This window comes from Longimicrobium sp. (assembly GCF_036399255.1).
GTDB lineage: Bacteria > Gemmatimonadota > Gemmatimonadetes > Longimicrobiales > Longimicrobiaceae > Longimicrobium.
This window is the reverse complement of record NZ_DASWNM010000166.1, coordinates 57,137-76,622: the sequence shown is the minus strand read 5'-3', so window position 1 is coordinate 76,622 and position 19,486 is coordinate 57,137. Positions and strand designations below refer to the sequence as shown.

General features: G+C 70.7%; 16 protein-coding genes. 6 read left to right on the top strand and 10 right to left on the bottom strand.

Going from position 1 to position 19,486, the window contains the following annotated elements:
* Window positions 1-36 precede the first annotated feature (36 nt).
* The 7 genes from VGC13_RS31890 to VGC13_RS31860 form a co-directional block, all read right to left on the bottom strand.
* On the bottom strand, window positions 37-240 hold the full coding sequence (locus VGC13_RS31890; RefSeq protein ID WP_331129403.1) for a hypothetical protein: 204 nt from the start codon (window positions 238-240) through the stop codon (window positions 37-39).
* 244 nt (window positions 241-484) lie between these two features.
* A complete protein-coding gene (locus VGC13_RS31885; protein WP_331129402.1) occupies window positions 485-847 on the bottom strand; it encodes a hypothetical protein in 363 nt (120 codons plus the stop codon).
* Window positions 844-1,362, bottom strand: a complete 519-nt coding sequence (locus VGC13_RS31880; RefSeq protein WP_331129401.1) for a cytochrome c — start codon at window positions 1,360-1,362, stop codon at window positions 844-846. The genes VGC13_RS31885 and VGC13_RS31880 overlap by 4 nt, the downstream gene beginning before the upstream one ends.
* Before the next feature lie 195 nt (window positions 1,363-1,557).
* Complete coding sequence (locus tag VGC13_RS31875; RefSeq protein ID WP_331129400.1) at window positions 1,558-2,037, bottom strand: SufE family protein; 480 nt, start codon at window positions 2,035-2,037, stop codon at window positions 1,558-1,560.
* Between the two features lie 128 nt (window positions 2,038-2,165).
* On the bottom strand, window positions 2,166-3,794 hold the full coding sequence (gene pckA / locus VGC13_RS31870; protein ID WP_331129399.1) for a phosphoenolpyruvate carboxykinase (ATP): 1,629 nt from the start codon (window positions 3,792-3,794) through the stop codon (window positions 2,166-2,168).
* Window positions 3,795-3,994: 200 nt separating this feature from the next.
* Entirely contained in the window at window positions 3,995-4,393 is a 399-nt protein-coding gene (locus tag VGC13_RS31865) for a hypothetical protein (protein ID WP_331129398.1), read from the bottom strand.
* 405 nt (window positions 4,394-4,798) lie between these two features.
* Window positions 4,799-6,862, bottom strand: a complete 2,064-nt coding sequence (locus VGC13_RS31860) for a TonB-dependent receptor (protein WP_331129397.1) — start codon at window positions 6,860-6,862, stop codon at window positions 4,799-4,801.
* Window positions 6,863-7,240: 378 nt separating this feature from the next.
* On the opposite strand from VGC13_RS31860, the gene VGC13_RS31855 reads away from it, so the two are divergent.
* Both VGC13_RS31855 and VGC13_RS31850 read left to right on the top strand, forming a co-directional pair.
* Window positions 7,241-7,810, top strand: coding sequence for an NYN domain-containing protein (locus tag VGC13_RS31855; RefSeq protein ID WP_331129396.1), 570 nt, complete (start codon window positions 7,241-7,243; stop codon window positions 7,808-7,810).
* 140 nt (window positions 7,811-7,950) lie between these two features.
* Entirely contained in the window at window positions 7,951-8,322 is a 372-nt protein-coding gene (locus VGC13_RS31850) for an addiction module protein (protein WP_331129395.1), read from the top strand.
* A gap of 375 nt (window positions 8,323-8,697) precedes the next feature.
* On the opposite strand, the gene fadI is transcribed toward VGC13_RS31850, so the two are convergent.
* Window positions 8,698-9,996 carry an acetyl-CoA C-acyltransferase FadI gene (gene fadI, locus VGC13_RS31845; RefSeq protein WP_331129394.1) on the bottom strand — a complete coding sequence of 433 codons (1,299 nt, stop codon included), beginning with the start codon at window positions 9,994-9,996 and terminating at the stop codon, window positions 8,698-8,700.
* A 546-nt stretch (window positions 9,997-10,542) separates the two neighbouring features.
* Here fadI and ybaL point away from each other — a divergent pair.
* Both ybaL and gcvP read left to right on the top strand, forming a co-directional pair.
* Window positions 10,543-12,333: a YbaL family putative K(+) efflux transporter gene (gene ybaL, locus VGC13_RS31840; protein ID WP_331129393.1), complete on the top strand. Its 1,791-nt coding sequence runs from the start codon at window positions 10,543-10,545 to the stop codon at window positions 12,331-12,333.
* A 729-nt stretch (window positions 12,334-13,062) separates the two neighbouring features.
* Window positions 13,063-15,936: an aminomethyl-transferring glycine dehydrogenase gene (gene gcvP, locus VGC13_RS31835; RefSeq protein ID WP_331129392.1), complete on the top strand. Its 2,874-nt coding sequence runs from the start codon at window positions 13,063-13,065 to the stop codon at window positions 15,934-15,936.
* Window positions 15,937-16,023: 87 nt separating this feature from the next.
* Here the strand turns inward: gcvP and VGC13_RS31830 are convergent, their stop codons facing one another.
* On the bottom strand, window positions 16,024-17,085 hold the full coding sequence (locus tag VGC13_RS31830) for a serine hydrolase domain-containing protein (protein WP_331129391.1): 1,062 nt from the start codon (window positions 17,083-17,085) through the stop codon (window positions 16,024-16,026).
* A 210-nt stretch (window positions 17,086-17,295) separates the two neighbouring features.
* Here VGC13_RS31830 and VGC13_RS31825 point away from each other — a divergent pair, with 210 nt between their 5' ends.
* Both VGC13_RS31825 and VGC13_RS31820 read left to right on the top strand, forming a co-directional pair.
* Window positions 17,296-17,604 (top strand): type II toxin-antitoxin system MqsR family toxin, encoded by a 309-nt coding sequence (locus VGC13_RS31825; protein ID WP_331129390.1) that lies wholly within the window; start codon window positions 17,296-17,298, stop codon window positions 17,602-17,604.
* Window position 17,605: 1 nt separating this feature from the next.
* Window positions 17,606-18,079 carry a type II toxin-antitoxin system MqsA family antitoxin gene (locus tag VGC13_RS31820; RefSeq protein WP_331129389.1) on the top strand — a complete coding sequence of 158 codons (474 nt, stop codon included), beginning with the start codon at window positions 17,606-17,608 and terminating at the stop codon, window positions 18,077-18,079.
* A gap of 100 nt (window positions 18,080-18,179) precedes the next feature.
* Here VGC13_RS31820 and VGC13_RS31815 read toward each other — a convergent pair whose 3' ends face one another.
* Window positions 18,180-19,361 carry a HAMP domain-containing sensor histidine kinase gene (locus VGC13_RS31815; RefSeq protein WP_331129388.1) on the bottom strand — a complete coding sequence of 394 codons (1,182 nt, stop codon included), beginning with the start codon at window positions 19,359-19,361 and terminating at the stop codon, window positions 18,180-18,182.
* Window positions 19,362-19,486 lie beyond the last annotated feature (125 nt).

The following is a 19,486-nucleotide window of genomic DNA, read 5'->3' as shown; positions in this document are numbered from 1 at the left end:
CGTGCCGGGTGCAGCGTGGGCCGGGCGGCGAACCGCTCAGCCGCCGACGGAGATGTAACCCGACTGGACCGTGACTTCGCCGGTCTCGGTTTCCTCGACCGGCTCGGGCGCCTTGCGGCTGCTCGCCTCGACGCGCTCGGCGGTGGCGGCCTCAGGGGCCGTGGCCGAGTTGCTGCAGCCGCCGGTGCTGATCAGGATGCCAAAGAAGGCCAGGACGTAGCTTACACGAACACGGGACATAAGTCCTCCACAGTGAGAAAAGGAGCAGGAAACGTATGGGTACTTGGGCCATTCGCATTTGGGATGTGAGACACAATACGTTGCAGAGTGCTCGCTGTCAACTCCTCGAGACGCTCCTTAACGGTCCTGCCGTCCATTCATCCCCGTAGAGCAGATTCAGGCGCGGCGATTTTCCGCCGCCGGCCCTCGGTCCGCCCCTTCCGGTTCCGGCCTTTTCGTCGGGCGAAAAGGCCGGCTTCAAGGCTCAGTGGTGCTCCGGCGCTTCGCCGGGGATGATGCGGAACACGTGGTTGTACGTGGCCGCCAGCGCCCCCAGCCCCGCCAGGATCAGAAAGAACGTGGCGATGGAATATGCAACCGCCGCGCCGCTGCGGTCCACGCGCGCCCACGATGCCGCGGCCGTGGCCGTGACGGCCGCCAGCAGCAGGAGCAGCGCCCCCGCGCCGAAGCCCGCCGCCATCCCCAGCGTCTTCTCCACCGCGTCGCTCATCTCCGGCACCTTGATGGCGGAGGGGCCGCGGCGGCGCGGGTTGGCCTCGCTCCACTTCTGGTGCCGGCCCTTCACCGTGCCGAAGGTGTCGTCGGCGTTCTGGTCTTCGCGGCTCATGCGCCCCCCTGATGGCTCAGCGCGTATACGTAGGCGGCGATGGCGGCCACCTGCTGGTCGTCGAAGCTGCCGCCGCCCTTGGGCGGCATGACCCCCGGGTACTGCTTGGGGTTCGCCACGCCGACGTTGATGATGTTGATGATCTCGGGGTACTGCCCCGTGATGTTGAGCCACTGTGCGTCATTCAGCGCCGGTGCCGCCGGGCTTCCCGCGCCGCCTTGGCCGTGGCAGCTGGCGCAGACGGTGCCGAACTGGTCCTGGCCCTGGTCCACCATGGCTTGGGTGACGCCCTGCGGCAGGTTGGTGGCCACGATGCGCGCCGCGGTGGCGCCCACGGTGGTGCCGGGGGTCACCGCCGGCGGGTCGGGGAACGCGGCCTTCGGCACCTGCGGTTCGCCGCGCCACGACACGCGGTCAAAGCCACCCTCCGCGCCGGGTTCGCACCCGGCCAGCAGCACCGCCACCGGCAGCCAGGCGGCCCCGCGCATGCGCCGCCGAAACACGTCAGCCTTCACGACTCGTTCTCCTGTGTCTACACGCCGCGCGGCCAGGAGGCGCTTTCCCCCGGCCGGGCCGGTAAAAGAAGCGCTGGCCTCTGCTAGCGCAAGGGGCGCGCCGTTCGGCGGCGCACGCGTGCCCGCCGTGCAGCGAGCGGGTAAGTGATTGGGAAAGAACTGCTTGCGTATTCCACGGCGGTTCCCGGAACGGGCTCACGCCGCGTCCGGTTCCCGGACGGCGTCGCGTTCCCGCACGGCGATGCGGGCGGCGCGCTTCAGCCGCTCCACCATGGCGGTGAGCCCCGCCTCGCGCGCGGAGAGGCCGATCTTGCCCATCACCTCCCGCACGAAGTCGGGCGGGATGGCGATCACCGTCTCGGGCGGCTGGCCGTTGACGGCGTCGAAGATCATCGCCAGCAGGGCGCGGATGGCGGCGCTTTCCCGCGGCACCTCGGCGTGGTAGTACATCTTTCCATCCACCACCTCGGGAAAGATGGCCACCGGCGTCTGGCACTCGTGCACGCGGTACTGCTCCAGGTCCACCCCGCGCAGGTGCTCGGGAAGGGGCGGCAGCCTGTTGGCGTACTGCACCAGCGCCTGGCGCGTCATGTCGGGCGACAGGGTGGCGAAGCGCCGCAGGATCTTTTCGATGGACGGCGGAATCTGCCGCGGGGCCGGCTGTGTGTCTGTCATGGTCGGTCTTGGGGTCCCTGGGGTCCACGTCCGGAAATCTACGTCCCGCGCCGCCGGGCACAAAGCAAAGGCGGGCCGGAGCGCCCGTCGGCTCCGGCCCGCCTTCCCTCATCCACCGGAGCCGCCGTTTACGAAGACTTGGGCCCGGCGTTGCGCACGGCCTCGGGGACGCGGTCGGCAAAGCGCTCGAAGTTGGTGCGGAACGCCTCGGCCAGCTCGCTGGCCTTGGCATCGTACGCGGCCGCGTCGGCCCACGTGTCGCGCGGGTTCAGCACCTCGGAGGGCACGCCGGGGACGCTGGTGGGGATCTGCAGGCCGAAGAAGGGCGCGGTGGCCGTCTCCACGTCGTCCAGCTGGCCCGCCAGCGCGGCACGCACCATGGCGCGCGTGTACGACAGCTTCATCCGGCTGCCCTCGCCGTACGGGCCGCCCGTCCAGCCGGTGTTCACCAGCCACACCCGCGCATCGTGCTCGCGCAGCTTGTCGCCCAGCATCTCGGCGTACACGCCGGGGTGCAGGGGGATGAAGACGGCGCCGAAGCAGGCCGAGAAGGTGGGCTGCGGCTCCTTTACCCCCCGCTCCGTGCCGGCCACCTTGGCCGTGTAGCCCGAGAGGAAGTAGAACATGGCCTGCTCGGGCGTGAGCCGGGCGATGGGAGGCAGCACGCCGTACGCGTCGGCGGTCAGGAACACCACGTTGCGCGGATGGCCGCCCTGCGCCTGCGGAACGTGGTTGTGGATGTAGTGCAGCGGGTACGAGACGCGGGTGTTCTCGGTGATGGACTGGTCGTCGAAGTCCACCCGGCGCTCCTCGTCCAGCACGCAGTTCTCCAGCACCGTGCCGAACATGCGCGTGGTGGCGTAGATCTCGGGCTCGCCCTCGGGGGACAGCTTGATGGCCTTGGCGTAGCAGCCGCCCTCGAAGTTGAAGATCCCCTCGTCGCTCCACCCGTGCTCGTCGTCGCCGATCAGCGCGCGCTCGGGGTCCGCCGAAAGCGTCGTCTTGCCGGTGCCCGAGAGGCCGAAGAAGAGCGCGCTGTCACCCTCGGGGCCCACGTTGGCGCTGCAGTGCATCGACAGCACGCCCTGCTTGGGAAGCAGGTAGTTCAGCAGGCCGAAGACGGACTTCTTGATCTCGCCCGCGTACCGCGTGCCGCCGATGAGCACTTCCTTCCGTCCGAAGTGGATGAGGATGAAGGTGCTGGTGCGGGTGCCGTGGCGCTCGGGGTCCGCCTGGTACTCGGGTGCGTGCAGGATGGTGAACCCGGGGACGAACTCCTCCAGCTCGGCGGCGGAGGGGCGGCGGAACATGTTGTACGCGAACAGGTTGTGCCACGCGTTGGGCGTGACCACCCGTACGCCCAGCCGGTAGCGCGGATCCGCGCCGCCCCACATGTCGCGCACGAACAGGTCCTGGCCCTCCAGGTGCCCCATCACGTCTTCGCGCAGCCGGTCGTAGTTCTCGGCCTCGAAGGGGATGTTGACCTTGCCCCAGTCGATGTCGCCCTCGGACGCGGGCTCGCGCACGATGAAGCGGTCCTGGGGCGAACGCCCGGTGTGCGGGGTGGTGACGGCGTTGAACGGCCCGCCGTCCACCAGGCTTCCCTCGCCCCGGCGGATGGCGTGCTCCACCAGCTCCACCGGGTTCAGGTTCCAGAAAACGGTTCCGGGGTTCCGGATGCCGTGGTTGTCCAGCCCGTAGCGGCTCTCACGCCCGAAGGTGGGCGCCGGGGCCTCGGGGTTCAACGTGGTGGCCATGGTCGGTGTCGGTGCGGGTCGTGCGGCCCCGCCGCGGCCGCATCTGCGGCGGCGGGACGGAAACGGCAACTCTAGCACGGCCCGCCGGGCACGGCAAGGTGAGCGCCATCCACCACCCGCCGGCGGGCCGCGGTGTCACACGCGGAGCGGGGCCGCTCCCGGTGGTGGAAGCGGCCCCGCGAATTCCGATCCGGCCCGGTTCAGCGCAGGACCACGTCGAAGGTGTGCGACGCGGCGTTGCGTCCCACCCGCGCCATCATGCTCTGCCCCAGGTGCCAGATGAGCGGCGCGGAGGCGAAGGCGCGTCCCCCGCCCACCGGCTGCGCGATCAGCGACACCTGGTACGAGGAACGCTCCTCGGGGCGGGGGAGCTGGAACTGCGCCGTCTCCATCCGGCTCACCCGTCCCAGCCGGAACCGCACGCCGTCGCGCACGGCGTACAGCACCATGTCCTGGTGGCCGTCGTTCACCACCTCCACCTCGCCGTCGGCATAATTGGGAGCCTCGAACTGCGACTCTCCACCCCCGGCCGATGCGCACGCGGTGGCGAGCGAGAGAAGGAGCACGCCGAAGAGCGGGGTGCGGATGGTGGTACGCATGGCTCCCTCCAGGGTCAAACCGGTTCAGGACGCATGGGTGTCATCAGACACCCGGCAGTGGCTCCGGGCGCGTCCTGATCCCATTGTCGCGCCGCCGTTTGCGGCGCCGGGGTATCGATTGGACGGGGCATAAGGCATGCCAGATTTCACGTCACAAAACGCGCGCGGGAGCCCGGGTTTCCCATCCCCCGCCCGCACATCGACTTGCGCCGGATCCGCGGTTGCTCGTGGAGGGCAGGCCGGATCATTTTCGAGCGCCGCGGCTGCCCCGTCCCGGCACAGGTGGGATGATCCTGTCCCGCACGCAGGCAGCCGCCTTCCGCGGAAATGCATCGGGATGGTACGATCCAGCGCCGCTCGCCCTGCCGAGGGTCGACCCGACGACGGGGTGAATGGGTCCGTGCACTATCGATCCGGCATCCCCAGCGAGAGGCGGACGCCCGCGTAGACGGTGCGGCCCGGGCCGGGCTCGTAGTAGCGCCGCCCGAACGCGTTCACCGTGACCGACGTGTTGTACGCGCGGTCCAGCAGGTTCATCACCCCCGCGAACGGCGACAGCGCGAGTCCGCCGATGCGCGCGCCCTCCCAGCCGCCGCGCAGGTCCACCAGCGTGTAGGCGGGCGAGCGGAGCCGGCCCTCCGCGTCGTCGTCCGCCACGGGCGTGCTGGAGACGTGGCGCAGGTCAATCCCGGCGAACGGCCCGCGCGCCGGGCTCGCCAGCAGCGACAGGTCCAGCCGGTGCGGCGCCACGCCGGGGACGGGGTTCCCCTCGCGGTCCTGCCCGTTGACCACGTACCGGCCGAAGCGCGCGTCCGTCCAGCTGTAGGCCGCCCGCGCCGTCCATCCCGCGCGCGGCGTGAGGACGGCGCTGGCCTCCACGCCGCGGTGCCGCGCCCGGCCCGCGTTGCGGTAAAAGACGCGGCCCGGCGCGCCGGCCACCTCGAAGGGGATCAGCGCATCGTGCACGCGGGCCAGGTAGGCCGCTCCCTCCAGCCACGCCCACGGCGCCACCCGCGCCTTGGCCCCCACCTCGCCCGACACGGTGCGCTGCGGCTGCAACTCCGGGTTAAAGCCGCCCGCGCCGGTGGGGCGGTTGGCCAGCTCCGTCGTCGTCGGCGTTTCGAACGCCGTCGCCACGTTGGCGTACAGCGCCAGCCGCTCCGTCGCGGCGAAGGAAACGCCCAGGGCGGGGCTCAGCCGCTGCATCGTCCGCGCGCCGGAGTCGTCCGCGTTCTCGGCGGAGACCAGCCGGTCGCGCACGGCAAAGCGGAAGCGGTCGTAGCGCAGCGCGCCCAGCACCTCCACCCGCGACAGCGCCGCCGTCCCCTGCGCGAACGCGGAGGCCGAGGCCACGCGCTCGCGCTGGTCCAGCGTACGCGCGCCGCGCTCCCCCGCCTGGTTGGCGAAGTTCAGCCGGTCGTCGCGCTGCCCCTCCATCTCCCCACCCGCCAGCCAGCGCAGCGGCCCCGCCTCCGCCGACCACGACGCGCGCACCCCGCCCACGCGCCGGTCCAGGTCGATGACGGCGTTGGGGATGGGGTTGTCGATGGATCTGCCCAGCGCGTACGCCGCCACCTCCAGCGCACCGGCGCCCGCCTGGTGCCGCCACCACACCCCGGCCTGCCCCTGGCGCCCCTCCTCGCCCGTGCGCTGCTCCACGTTGCGCGCGAACGCCGCGCCCCGGTCCACCCGCAGGAGCGAGTCGGTGAGCGAGCCGGGGTTCAGCGCGTCATAGCGCACGGCGGTGAACGACAGCCGCACCTCGTCCGGGCCGCGCGCCAGGTGCAGCATTCCGCCCGCGTTCAGGTTGTCGGCGGACGCGTGCTCCCGGTAGCCGTCGTACGACAGCCGCGACACGTAGGCGCGGTACGCCGAGGCGCCGGTGCGTCCCCCCACGCTGGTCTCCATCCGCAGCAGTCCGTGGCTCCCCGCCAGCACGCGGTGCTCCGAGGCCAGCGGCGCCAGCGGCGGCGGCGCGGTGGAGAGCCGGATCACCCCGCCCGACGCGTTGCCGTACAGCGCCGACGCCGGTCCGCGGATCACCTCCACGCGCCCCAGCGCGGACGGATCCACGTGGTTCAGCGTCGTCTGCCCGTCCGGAAGCGTGGCGGGAATGCCGTCCACCAGCACGCGCACCCCGCGCATGCCGAACTGCGCCCGCGCGCCCTGCCCGCGCACCGAGATCCGCTCGCCCAGCGCGTAGTTGAAGCGGTTGTCCACCTGCACCCCGGGCACCGCCGACAGCGCCTCGGTGAGCGCCAGCCCCGGCCGCGCCCGCCGGATCTCCGCCTCCTGCACCACGGAAACGGGGAACGGCGCCCGCAGCACAGGCCCCGGCGTGCCGAGCACCTGCACGCTCACCGTGTCCAGCGGCACGATGCGCACGGTGTCCTGCGCCAGGAGGGCCGCCGGCGTGCTGAAGAGCAGCGCCGCGAAAAGGCCGGCGGCGCGTGCGTGGCGCAAAGTCATCGCGAACGTGAGCGAGGGCTGAGGGCGGATGAGACGGAGCCGGCGGGCGGACCCGCAAAAGCGCTGCCCCGGCGCCGGTCAGCCCCTTCCGCGGCGGGTAGATCAGGGCCGTTGCTGGCGCGAAAAACTCGTTCGCGTGTTGGCGGCCGGGGGTTTTGAGAATCGCCGCCCGGCGACTATCCTGCGGCCCGGCTCGCGACCGTTCACAACGTTCACGTCGGGGGCGAATCACGAGCCGCATCAACCCCCTTGACCGAGCTGCCCAGCGCGTTTAGCTTGGATGCAGACGGTCGCCCCCTGCCTGCGGGCAGTGTGGGTACTCACCTCCGGGGGGTTGTGCCAGCAATGGTGCAACCCCTCGTTATTTGGGTCATCCTGATGACCGTCTCCTCCGCTGTGCGGCCTCCGAAGCTCGAGATCTTCGTCGACGGCAGCAACTTCAACCTCGCCCTGATGCACGACGGGTTTGGCCACTCCGTCGACCTGAACCTGCTCGCCACCCGGCTCAGCCGCGAGCATCACTTCGTAAAGCTGCACTACTACACGTCGCCGCTGCCGGATGCCCATAGCCCGGCCTACCGGCGCCAGCAGAAGTTCTTTGACCAGCTACGCCGCAGCCGCCGCATCGAGCTGGTGCTGGGCCGCCACGAGCCGCGCTGGGACGACAGCGGCCGCCGTTACCACGTGGAGAAGGAGACGGACGTGAACCTGGCCGTGGACATGGTGAGCGGCGCGTACGAGGACCGCTTCGACGTCGCCATGCTTGTGGCCGGCGATACCGACTACGTCCGCGCCATCCGCGCGGTGCAGGCCCGCGGCAAGCGCGTGGTCTGGTGCCACCTTCCCACCCAGCGCCACACGCACCAGCTCGCGCAGCTCTGCGACGAAAAGCGCGAGCTCACGGCGAAGTTTCTTCGCACCTGCGCCCTCGGTGCTCACGTGCGGTGACCCGGCCGGCGCTCTCCCGTGCCGTGCAGCCCGCCGCCCATGGACCACGTGGGTTGGAAGACCGCCCGGCCCGTGTTAACCTCCATCCCAGGAACCGGCCGTTCCGGCCAGGGAGGCCCCGCGTAATGAGCAGTGCAACCATGGACGTCTCGATCGACCAACTCCGCCAGCTTCCCTTGGAAAAGCGCCTCGCGATCATCGAAGCGCTCTGGGAGAGCGTCGAGGAGGAACTCGGACCGGTCCCGATCCCGGATGATGTTCTGGATGAGGCGGAACGGGAGTTCGAGGCGCACCTCGCGGACCCCTCGACCTCCGTTCCGTGGGAGCAGGTGCGTGCCGAAATGCGGAGGCGCCTCGAGGATTCGGCCGGGGAGGAATCTCCGGGGGAAATGCACCTGTCGGAGCGCGAGCAGGCAGAGATCGACCGCCGGCTTGCGGCGCACGAGCGCGATCCGGGCGCGGCCAGGCCGGTGGATGCGTTCCTGGATGAACTGGACCGCCGGTACGCGTGAGCCGCGCGTTCGTCATCCTGCCGGATGCCCAGCGCGAGATCACCGAGGCGGCCGACTGGTATCACGCAGGAACTCGCGGCTTGGGGCTGCGTTCCGCCGGGAGCTGCGCTCCACGCTGGCGACCATCCGGGGGCACCCGCTGCGATTCGCGCCCGTGTACAGAAACGCTCGCGCCGCGTTCCTGTCCCGGTTTCCGTACCGCGTCACCTATGTAGCGGATGATGCCGGGATCGTCGTCGTCGCATGCACGCACCACCGGCGCGACCCGCAGGTCTGGATGGAACGCGTTCGCTGACGCAGCGGGCGGGGAGGTGAGAATACGAAGCTCCCCGCCTGACGGCCGGGAGCTTTCGTGTAAATGGAGCTGCCGACCCATCAGGCCGGCGCGGCCTCGACGATCATCACGAAGCCCATGGCGCCGGCGGCACAGACGGAGATCATCCCGAACTGCTTGCCGCGGCGGCGCAGCTCGTTCAGCAGGGTGACCGTGATGCGCCCGCCCGTGGCACCGAAAGGATGGCCGATGGCGATGGAGCCGCCCATCACGTTGATCTGGTCCACCGGCGGCAGGCCCAGCGCCCTGTCGCGCCCCAGCCGCTCGCGAGCAATCTTGTCGGAATCGAACCACTGCAGGTTGCTCAGCACCTGCGCCGCGAACGCCTCGTGCACCTCGAGCAGGTCGATGTCCTTCATGGTGAGCCCCGCGCGGTCAAACGCCGTGGGCGCGGCGTAGACGGGGCCCTGCAGCAGCTGGTCGCCCGGGTCCAGCGCGGCGTAGGCGTAGCTGCGGATGAAGCCCAGCGGCTTGTACCCCAGCGCGGCCGCCTTTTCCTCGCTCATCAGCAGCACCGCGCTGGCGCCGTCCGTCAGCGGCGACGCGTTGCCCGCCGTCACGCTGCCGTACCTGCGGTCGAACACCGGCTTCAGCGAGGCCAGCTTCTCGTACGAGGTGTCCGCGCGGATGCCGTTGTCGCTGGTGACCACCTGCTCGTACTTCGGCGGCACGTAGAACTGCGCGATCTCCGCCGTCAGCCGCCCGTCGGCCGTGGCCGCCGCGGCCAGCTGGTGCGAGCGCAGCGCCCAGCGGTCCTGCTCCTCGCGGCTGATGCCGTTCTGCTTGGCCATCTTTTCCGCGCTCTCGCCCATCGTCTCGCCCGTGGTGGGCTCGGCGATGGCGGGGGTGATGGGGGCCAGGTGCCGCGGCCGGATGGCGCGAAAGGCCTGCAGCCGGTCGCCCAGCGACTTGGCCTTGCTGGCGCGCACCATCGCCTCGCGCATCTCCTTGCTGAACAGGATGGGCACGTCCGTCAGCGACTCGGCGCCGCCGGCGATCACGATGTCGGCCATCCCCAGCGCGATCTGCTCGGCGCCCGAGGTGATGGCCTGGTTGCTGGACGCGCACGCGCGGCCCACGGTGAACGACGGCACCCGCGGCGGGATTCCCGCGCCCAGCGTGACCTCGCGGGCAATGTTGGGCTCCTGCACCGACTGCACGACGGTGCCGTAGACCACGTGGTCCACCAGCTCCACGTCCAGCTCGGTGCGGGCGATGAGCTCGCGGACGGCGGCCTTGCCCAGCTCGGTGCTGGTGACGTCCTTGAAGTCCGTCCCCGACTTGGCGAAGGGCGTGCGGCACCCGTCGATGATGGCGACCCTGCGGCCGATGTTGTTCATGTGCACCCGTCGTTCGCGCGGCGTAAGTCGTTCGTGGGCGCGACAATCTCAGTGTGAACGCTGCTCATAACAAGGGATGCGCCGGCTGAGGTCGATGCGTCGGCTCGGAACCACGACTGCAACGGCGGGTTGGGCGTGTCCCTCCGCTGCGCTCCGGGCCGGGCTGCGCGCGCCGTAGGCAACGATACAACTGTTGCCAACGGCGCCGAGCCCCCGGCGCTCACCTGCATCGTCGCGTCTCCGCTCCTCTCGTGCATGCGCGCCGGTGTCTCGGCCCTGCGGGCGCGCATCCCTCACGCATGCGAAGCGCCAGGCCTCCATCGTCGAGGCCGATCAGCGTCATTCACCACGTCGGATGCCGCCGCGCGGAGGCGGCGCGGCCGGTGGAGGACCGATGGGCTGGCGTCGGCGGCCAATGCTTGCCCCGGCCGCCGGATGTGGCTAAGTAGGGAGTTCGCTCCGGTTTGCGGACCCCTGAACCGATGATGCCCGTGCGCCAGAAACCCGGTCCCACCGCCTTGCCCAACGCCACGCGGGAGATCCGCCATGCATCATGAGACGGGGCTGATCGCCCTGCTGGCCGTGGGGTTCGGGCTGGCGTTCGTGCTGGGCTTTGCGGCCAACCGGCTGCGCCTGCCGCCGCTGGTGGGATACCTGCTCGCGGGCGTGGCGGTGGGGCCGTTCACGCCGGGGTTCGTGGGCGACGCCGGGCTGGCGTCGCAGCTTGCGGAGATCGGCGTGATCCTGCTGATGTTTGGCGTGGGGCTGCACTTTTCGCTCGACGACCTGCTGGCGGTGCGGAAGATCTCCCTTCCCGGCGCCGTGGCGCAGATCACCGCGGCCACGGGGATGGGCGCCCTGCTGGCGCGGCTGTGGGGGTGGCCGTGGGGGCAGGGGGTGGTGTTCGGCCTCTGCCTTTCCGTGGCCAGCACGGTGGTGCTGCTGCGCGCGCTGGAGCAGCGGGGGCTGGTGGACTCGGCGGAAGGGCGCATCGCCATCGGCTGGCTGATCGTGGAGGACCTGGCCATGGTGCTGGCGCTGGTGCTGCTTCCGGTGCTGGCGGGGGTGCTGGGCGGCACGCCGCCGGAGGGCGGCGGAAGCATTGCCGCCGCCGTGGCGATGACGCTGGTCAAGGTGGCGGCGTTCCTGGCCGTGATGTTCGTGGGGGGGCGGCGTGCGGTGCCGTGGCTGCTTGGGTGGGTGGCGCGCACCGGCTCGCGCGAGCTGTTCACCCTCAGCATTCTGGCGGTGGCGCTGGGGGTGGCGGTGGGCGCGGCGGGGCTCTTTGGCGTGTCGTTCGCGCTGGGGGCGTTCTTCGCGGGGGTGGTGATCAGCGAGTCGGACCTCAGCCACCAGGCCGCGGCCGATGCGCTCCCCTTCCAGGACGCCTTCGCGGTGCTCTTCTTCGTCTCGGTGGGGATGCTGTTCGATCCGTCCGTGCTGGTGGAGCAGCCGCTGCAGGTGCTGGGGACGGTGCTCATCATCCTGATCGGCAAGTCGCTGGTGGCGCTGGCCATCGTGCTGGCGTTCCGCTATCCCGTGCGGACGGCGCTGGTGGTCTCCGCCAGCCTGGCGCAGGTGGGCGAGTTCTCGTTCATCCTGGCCGGCCTGGGCATTACCCTGGGGCTGCTGACGCCCGAGGGGCAGAGCCTGGTGCTGGCGGGCGCGCTGCTCTCCATCACCGCCAACCCGCTCGTCTTTGGCGCGGCGACCTGGCTGGAGCGCCGGGTGCGCGCCAGCCCCCGTCTGGCCGCCGCGCTGGAGCGGCCCGCCGGCGCGCTGGCCGAGCTCCCCGCGGGGGTGGACGAGGCGGGGCTGCACGGCCACGCGGTCCTCATCGGCCACGGCCGGGTGGGGGCCCCGGTGGCGCACGCGCTGGAGCGGCAGGGGATTCCCTACGTGGTGGTGGAGCAGAACCGGGAGGAGGTGGAGGCGCTGCGGGCGCGCGGAATGCCCGCCCTGTTCGGTGACGCCAGCCGGCCCGGCATCCTGCGGCACGCGCACCTGGAGCGGGCGCGGCTGCTGGTGGTGAGCGCGCCCGACGCCTTCCAGGCGCGCCTCATCCTGGACCACGCCCGCAAGATGAACCCCGACATCGACGCGGTGGTGCGCACCCACAGCGACGAGGAGCGCGCGCACCTGGAGCGCACGGGCGTGGGCCGCGCCGTGGTGGGCGAGCGGGAGCTGGCGCTGGCCATCATCCGCTACGCGTTCGGCACCTTTGGCGTGCGCGAGGACATGGCCGCCGTCGCCGCCGAGACGCTGCAGCTTCCCGATCCTCACACCGGGCGGGGCGGCGGCAGGGGGCAGCCCATCCCCGGCGCGCGCGACGGCTGATCCCGGATCCGCAGGAAAAACACACACAGGTTCATCGCAGATCTGGTTGCAGGCAACGCTGCGGGTGCGTCACGCGGCGAGGCCTGCCGTCGTGCCGTCGCAAGCTCCCGCAACGGTGAGTATCGCGGAATCTTCCGCAGACACCTTTCCGGCCGTGTACGCGCTGCAACCGGCGGCCGCCTTCACCTGCCGCGCGTCTTTTCCAGGAGCCTGCCTCGCCGTTGAGCCGGACGGGAGCGCCGGTGCGTCCGCCGGACCGGGACGTCGCTCCAGAGCTTTGGTGCGTCCGGGAGTCCGCGGGATCGCGCGGCGGGTGTCGGTGACGGCTTGCTCCCGGAGCGCTACGGCGGCATGGGTGCCTCCCCCGAAAAACGCGGATGGCCCCCTGCCGCGCTTCCATCCCTCTGCCGACCCTCCGCTTCGCCCCGACCCCGGCGCCGTGCCGCAGCGATGGATCGGGTGCTCACCCCGCCCGACACATGATCTGCCGCCCCTGCATCGAAAGCGGACGGAGAACCAAAAACAACGGAAGACCTCACGCAGAGACGCGGGGAGAGAAGGAAGAACGTTCTCTCCGCGTCTCTGCGTGAGGCTTTTCTTCATCGGTTGCGCGCAGGGGCACTTGACGCCCGGTGTACTGTATTCAACGCCGTCACGGGGTTTGCCATCCGGCGCGGGGACGGATAGATTCCGCCGCCTTCACCGCCCCCTTCAAAAGAGACGTAGATCGTGGATCGATCGGCACTTACCCATACGGACACCTTCGTGCGCCGGCACGTGGGGCCCGACGAGGCAGAGATCCGGCGCATGCTGGACACGGTCGGCTACGGGTCGCTGGACGAGCTGGTGGACGCCACCATTCCCTCGTCCATCCGCCTTGACCGGCCGCTGGCGCTGGGCCCGGAGCGCAGCGAGTACGAGCTGCTCAAGGAGCTGCGCGCCATGATGTCGCGCAACCGCGTCTTTCGCAGCTACCTGGGGATGGGCTACCACGACTGCATCACCCCGCCCGTCATCCAGCGCAACATCCTGGAAAACCCGGGCTGGTACACGCAGTACACGCCCTACCAGGCCGAGATCGCGCAAGGGCGGCTGGAGGCGCTGCTCAACTTCCAGACGATGGTCGTCGATCTTACCGGCCTCCCCATCGCCAACGCGTCGCTGCTGGACGAGGGCACCGCCGCGGCCGAGGCCATGGCGATGGCGTACGGAATCGGCGGCGGGGAGAAGAAGAACACCTTCTTCATCTCGTCACTCTGCCATCCGCAGACCATCGACGTGGTAAAGACGCGCGCCCGGGCCCGCGGCATCGACGTGGTCGTCGGCGACTTGGAGCACTTCGACTGGACGCAGCCCGTCTTTGGCGCGCTGCTGCAGTATCCGGCCACCGACGGCGAGGTGTCCGACTACCGGCCGTTCACGCAGCGGGCGCGCGAAGAGGGTGTCGTTGTCGTGGCGGCGGCGGACCTGCTGTCGCTGGTGCTGCTGACGCCGCCGGGGGAGTGGGGCGCGGACATGGCCGTGGGGACCACGCAGCGCATGGGCGTGCCCATGGGCTTCGGCGGGCCGCACGCGGCGTACTTCGCCTGCCGCGACGAGTACAAGCGCCAGATCCCCGGCCGCATCATCGGGGTGAGCGTGGACGCCAACGGCAACCCCGCGCTGCGCATGGCGCTGCAGACGCGCGAGCAGCACATCCGCCGCGAAAAGGCCACCAGCAACATCTGCACGGCGCAGGTGCTGCTGGCGGTGATGGCGGGGATGTACGCCGTCTACCACGGGCCGGACGGCCTGCGGAAGATCGCGGAGCGGGTGCACACCCTGGCGGAGCTGCTGGCCGCCGGCGCCGAGCGGCTGAACTACCGCGTGGTGCACGGCGCCTTCTTCGACACCGTGCGCATCGACGTGGGAACGCGCGTGGGGGGCATCCTGGCCTCTGCCCGCGACCGCGGCATCAACCTGCGTGCCTGGGACGACGCCTCCATCTGCATTGCCCTGGACGAAACCACGGGCGTGGAGGACGTGGAGGAGATCCTGGTCTCGCTGAACCGCGGGGCGCCGCTGGACTTCACGGTCGACGAGCTGCTGGACGGGTTGACGTCGGGGATCGCGGAGGGCTTCCGCCGCAGGAGCGACATCCTCACCCACCCCGTGTTCAACCGGTACCACAGCGAGACCGAGATGCTGCGGTACATCCGGTCGCTGGAAAGCCGCGACCTGTCGCTGACGCACAGCATGATCCCGCTGGGCAGCTGCACCATGAAGCTGAACGCCACCGTCGAGATGATCCCGGTGACGTGGCCCGAGGTCAGCCGCATCCACCCGTTCGCGCCGCCCGAGCAGACCGCCGGCTACCTGGAGCTGTTCCGGTCGCTGGAGTCGGACCTGGCCGAGATCACCGGCTTCGACGCGGTGTCGCTGCAGCCCAACGCCGGCAGCCAGGGCGAGTTCGCGGGGCTGCTGGTGATTCGCGAGTACCACGAGGGGCGCGGACAGGGGCACCGCAACGTGTGCCTGATCCCGCAGTCCGCGCACGGCACCAACCCCGCCTCCGCGGTGATGGCGGGGATGAAGGTGGTCGTCGTGGCGTCGACGAACGAAGGCAACGTGGACCTGGACGACCTGCGCAAGAAGGCCGACCAGCACGCGGACGACCTCTCCGCGCTGATGATCACCTATCCCAGCACGCACGGCGTGTTCGAGTCGGAGATCCGCGAGATCTGCGACATCGTCCACAAGCGCGGCGGGCAGGTGTACATGGACGGCGCCAACATGAACGCGCAGGTGGGGCTGTGCCGCCCGGGCGACTTTGGCGCGGACGTGTGCCACCTGAACCTGCACAAGACGTTCTGCATTCCCCACGGCGGCGGCGGTCCGGGGATGGGGCCCATCTGCGTGGCCAGGCACCTGGCGCCGTACCTGCCCGGCCACCCGGTCATCCCCGTGGGCGGCGGGGAGCACGGCTCCATCTCGGCGGCGCCGTGGGGCAGCCCCAGCATCCTTCCCATCTCGTGGGTCTACATCCACCTGATGGGTGCCGAGGGACTGACGCACGCGACCAGGGTGGCGATCCTGAACGCCAACTACATCGCGAAGCGGCTGGACGAGCACTACCCGGTGCTGTACCGCGGCGCCAACGGCACCGTGGCGCACGAGTGCATCGTCGACATGCGGCAGCTCAAGGGGAGCGCGGGGATCGAGGTCGAGGACATCGCCAAGCGGCTGATGGACTACGGCTTCCACGCGCCCACGGTCAGCTTTCCCGTCGCGGGGACGATGATGATCGAGCCCACCGAGAGCGAGGCGCTGGGCGAGCTGGACCGCTTCATCGAGGCGATGGTGATGATCCGCGACGAGATCCGCGAGATCGAGGCGGGGATCGCCGACCGGCAGGACAACCTGCTCAAGCACGCCCCGCACACCGCCGCCGCCGTGACGGCGGACGCGTGGACGCACGCCTACGGCCGCGAGCGCGCGGCGTTCCCGGCCGCGTGGGTGCGCGAGCGCAAGTTCTGGCCGGCCGTGGCGCGCGTGAACAACGCCGCAGGCGACCGCAACCTGGTGTGCAGCTGCCCCCCCGTGGACATGTACGCGCAGGTGTAGCGTGCTGCGTCGCTGCGGTGGATGAAAAATCGGCCCGGCGCTCTCCTCGAGCGCCGGGCCGATCCGCGTTTGGGTGGATGGAGAGACTCAGTCCGATCCCGTGGGCGGAGGCGTGCCGTACAGGACCGCGAGGATGCGCTCGCCGATCTCCTGCAGGGCGGGGCCTTCGTGGCTGTCCAGCAGGATGATGACGCCGTCGTCGTCGGGAATGCGCAGGAACCACGCGCCAAAGCCGCCCAGGCTGCCGCGCCGGTCCACCAGCGTCAGCGTGCGCCCGCCGCCGAACGGCCGCGCGTACACCCAGCTGCCGAACGCGGCGGCGCCCGGCCCCGGCGCGTACATGGTGTCGCGCCAGGCGGGTGCCAGCAGGCGCCCGTCCGCCAGGGCCCGGTCCAGGCGGTACAGGTCGCCCGCGGTGGAGAACATGGACGCGGCGCCGTGGAAGTTGCGCAGGTCGATCTCCGGCGGGCGGCGCAGGCCGCCGCTGTCCGTGGCCGCGTAGCCCACCGCCTCGCCGGGGAGCGCGGCCGGGTACGGATGCTCGCCCGTGTGCCGCATGCCGGCAGGGCGCAGCACGCGCTCCGCGAGAAGATCGGCGAAGGTGCGACCGGTCACGCGCTCCAGGATGCGCGCCAGCAGGTAGTAGTCGCGGTTGTTGTACTGAAAGGTGGACCCGGGCTCCGCTAGCAGCTCCGCATCCAGCCCCTCCTCCGGGTGGTACTCGTGCGAGGGCGTGCTCTGGTCGTGCGGCAGGCCGGACCGGTGCGTCAGCAGGTGCCGCAGCGTGATGCGGTCCCCCGTCGCGCGCCGGAACTCGGGAAGCCAGGTGGTGACCGGCGCGTCCAGGCGCAGCCGGCCCTCCTGTACCTGCTGCATCACCAGCAGCGCCGTGAACGCCTTGGTGACGGAGGCGATGCGCATCGGCGTCGTGGGCGTGAGCCGCGCCCCCGTCTCGCGGTCCACCGTGCCGAACGCCCCCTCGTAGACGACCTCCCCCCGGCTGGCGACCAGCGCCGTCCCGTTGAACCGCCCCGCCTCCGCGTACGACCGCAGGATGGAGTCGATGCGCGCGCCGTGCTCCTGCGCCGCAAGCGGCGTCGCCGCCGCGGCAATGCAGACGAAGCCGACCCGGAGGATGACGGGATGCACGTGACTGCCTCCGCTGTATCGGGCTTGTTCAATGTAGGATTCGGGAGGATACGCTTCCGTGGCACGATCGGCAATGGCGAGACGATTCCGCGCAGCTTCGGGGCTGGCGCAAACCGCACACTCTGTCTATCTTCAGCCGTTCACTCCGAGCACTTGACGGGCGCGAACCACTTGTGCGGCGGGTAGCAAGATGCTACCATTGGAGGGCGGATGGGCAGAGGGGAGCCAGCGTATGATCTGCGGGAGCTGCAGCGGCTGATTGGGCAGGGACCGATATCCTCATCCATCACCAATGTGGCGGACGAGGGAGCATCGGAACTCGGCTTGAGCCGCAGCGACATCGTGGAAGCCGTGCTCGAGCTTTCGAGCCGGAACTTCTACAAATCGATGGAGTCCGAGCGATTGCCCGGCCTGTGGCAGGATGTCTATCACCTGGAGTTCAGGGGCGTCTGGTTGTACATCAAGCTGCAGTTGGCAGTGAACGGACGCGCGTTCGTGGTGCAGTTCAAAAGGAGGTGAGATGATTCCGAAGAACGATACCTGCCCGTTGTGTGGCGGCCCAGCCACCTTGGTGGAAGAGCCACACTCCATGCGCATGGGAGATCGGCCCGTCACCTTCATGGACTGCTTCTACCGTTGCGCCAGGTGTGGTGAGGAGTACTTGAATGGCGAGATGATGGATGACTCGCAACGTCGTGCGAGCGCCGTCATCCGCGCGGAGGACGGGCTGCTGGCGCCGGCGGAGATCGTGGAATTGCGCCGCAAGTACTCGCTGACGCAGGCGCAGCTGGAGCGGCTGATCGGGGCGGGTGAAAAGACGGTGGTGCGGTGGGAGCGCGGCACGGTGGCGCAGAACAAGACCGCCGATACGCTGCTCCGCGTCCTGCGCGATCATCCCGAGGTCGTCGCCGATCTCGCGAAGCGGCATACGCGTCCGGCGAAGCCCCGCCGCGCGCCCGCGGCTCGCCCCCGCCGGAAGGCCGGCAGCGGCTGACCCGTTGAGGAGCCTCCGCATCCATCAGGCGAAACGCCGCCCCGGATCACCGGGGCGGCGTTTTCGCAGGCGGTCAGGTTCGCGCTTCGGGCGGAGCCGGTCAGGCCGACAGCGCCTCTTCGGGCACGGCGGCGCTGGCGGGGAGCGCGACGCCGAACTCGGCGCCGCCTTCCAGGCGGTTGCGGGCCCACACGCGGCCGCCGTGCGCCTGCACCGTCTGCCGCACCAGCGCCAGCCCCAGCCCCGTCCCGCGCGTCTTGGTGGTGAAGTCGGGCTCCCACACGCGCGCCACGTGCTCCGGCGCGATCCCCGGGCCGTCGTCCATCACCCGCACTTCCAGGTTGCCGTCCGCCTCGCGCACGTCCACGGTCACCGATCCGCCGCCGGCCTGCGTCACCACCTCACCCGCGTTCAGCAGCAGGTTGGCGAAGGCGCGGGAGAGCGCGTCGTGGTGGCCCAGCACGGCCGGCAGCGCGTTGGGCGCGCGCAGGTCGTGCCGCACCTGCGGCGGCAGGTGCGTGCGCAGCAGGTAGTCCAGCATCTCGCGTACGTCCACCTCGCTAGGCGGGCCCTCGGGCATGCGGCCCATCTGCGCGAAGGTGCGCGCCAGCTCCTCGAGCCGCGCGGACTCGGCCTCCAGCACCTCCAGCGCCTCGCGCGCGTCCGGGCGCTCCGGCGTGGTGCGCTGCAGCGTGTGCAGCGCAAAGCGCATCGGCGTGAGCGGGTTCTTGAGCTCGTGCGCCACGCGGCGCGCCATTCCCACCCAGGTGCGCGCGCGCTCCGCCTCGAGTTCGGCCTCGCGCGAGGCCTCCAGCTCCGCCGCCATCCGCCGGAAGGCGCGGCGCAGCACCGCGAACTCGTCCGCCGCGGCCACGCCGTCGTTCTCCGGCAGCGCCTCGCGGCGTCCCACCATCCGCGCCCACCCGGCCAGCTCTTCCACGGGGTGCGAGAGCCGCCGCCCCATGCCGCGCGACGCACGCAGCGCCAGCACGGCCAGCACGCCGCCCACCAGCAGCCCGGCCAGGGGGATGAGCGCCACCGAGCGGCTGAGCAGGTAGTCCCAGCGCCGCGCGTTGGTGATGGAGGCCTCCAGCTCGCGCCGGTGGCGGGCGGCGGCGCGGGCCAGCGCGGGATCGCCCGAGCGCTCGGCGCGGCGGATGAGCTCGCCGCCGCTGGCGCCCGCGCGCTCCCACGCACCGTCCGCGTCCGAAAGCTGCACGGCGCGCGACACGGCGTACGCACCCAGCCCCACCAGCAGCAGCGAGGGGAGCACGGAAAACATCAGCAGCGCACGGCGGAGCCGGCGTTCAAAGGGACGGCGCCAGGCCATCACACCCCCCTTGGTGCACGCGACGGGTTGACCGGAAGCCGCGCGCGGCGAGAGCTTGTCGCGCGCAGCCGGCGCAA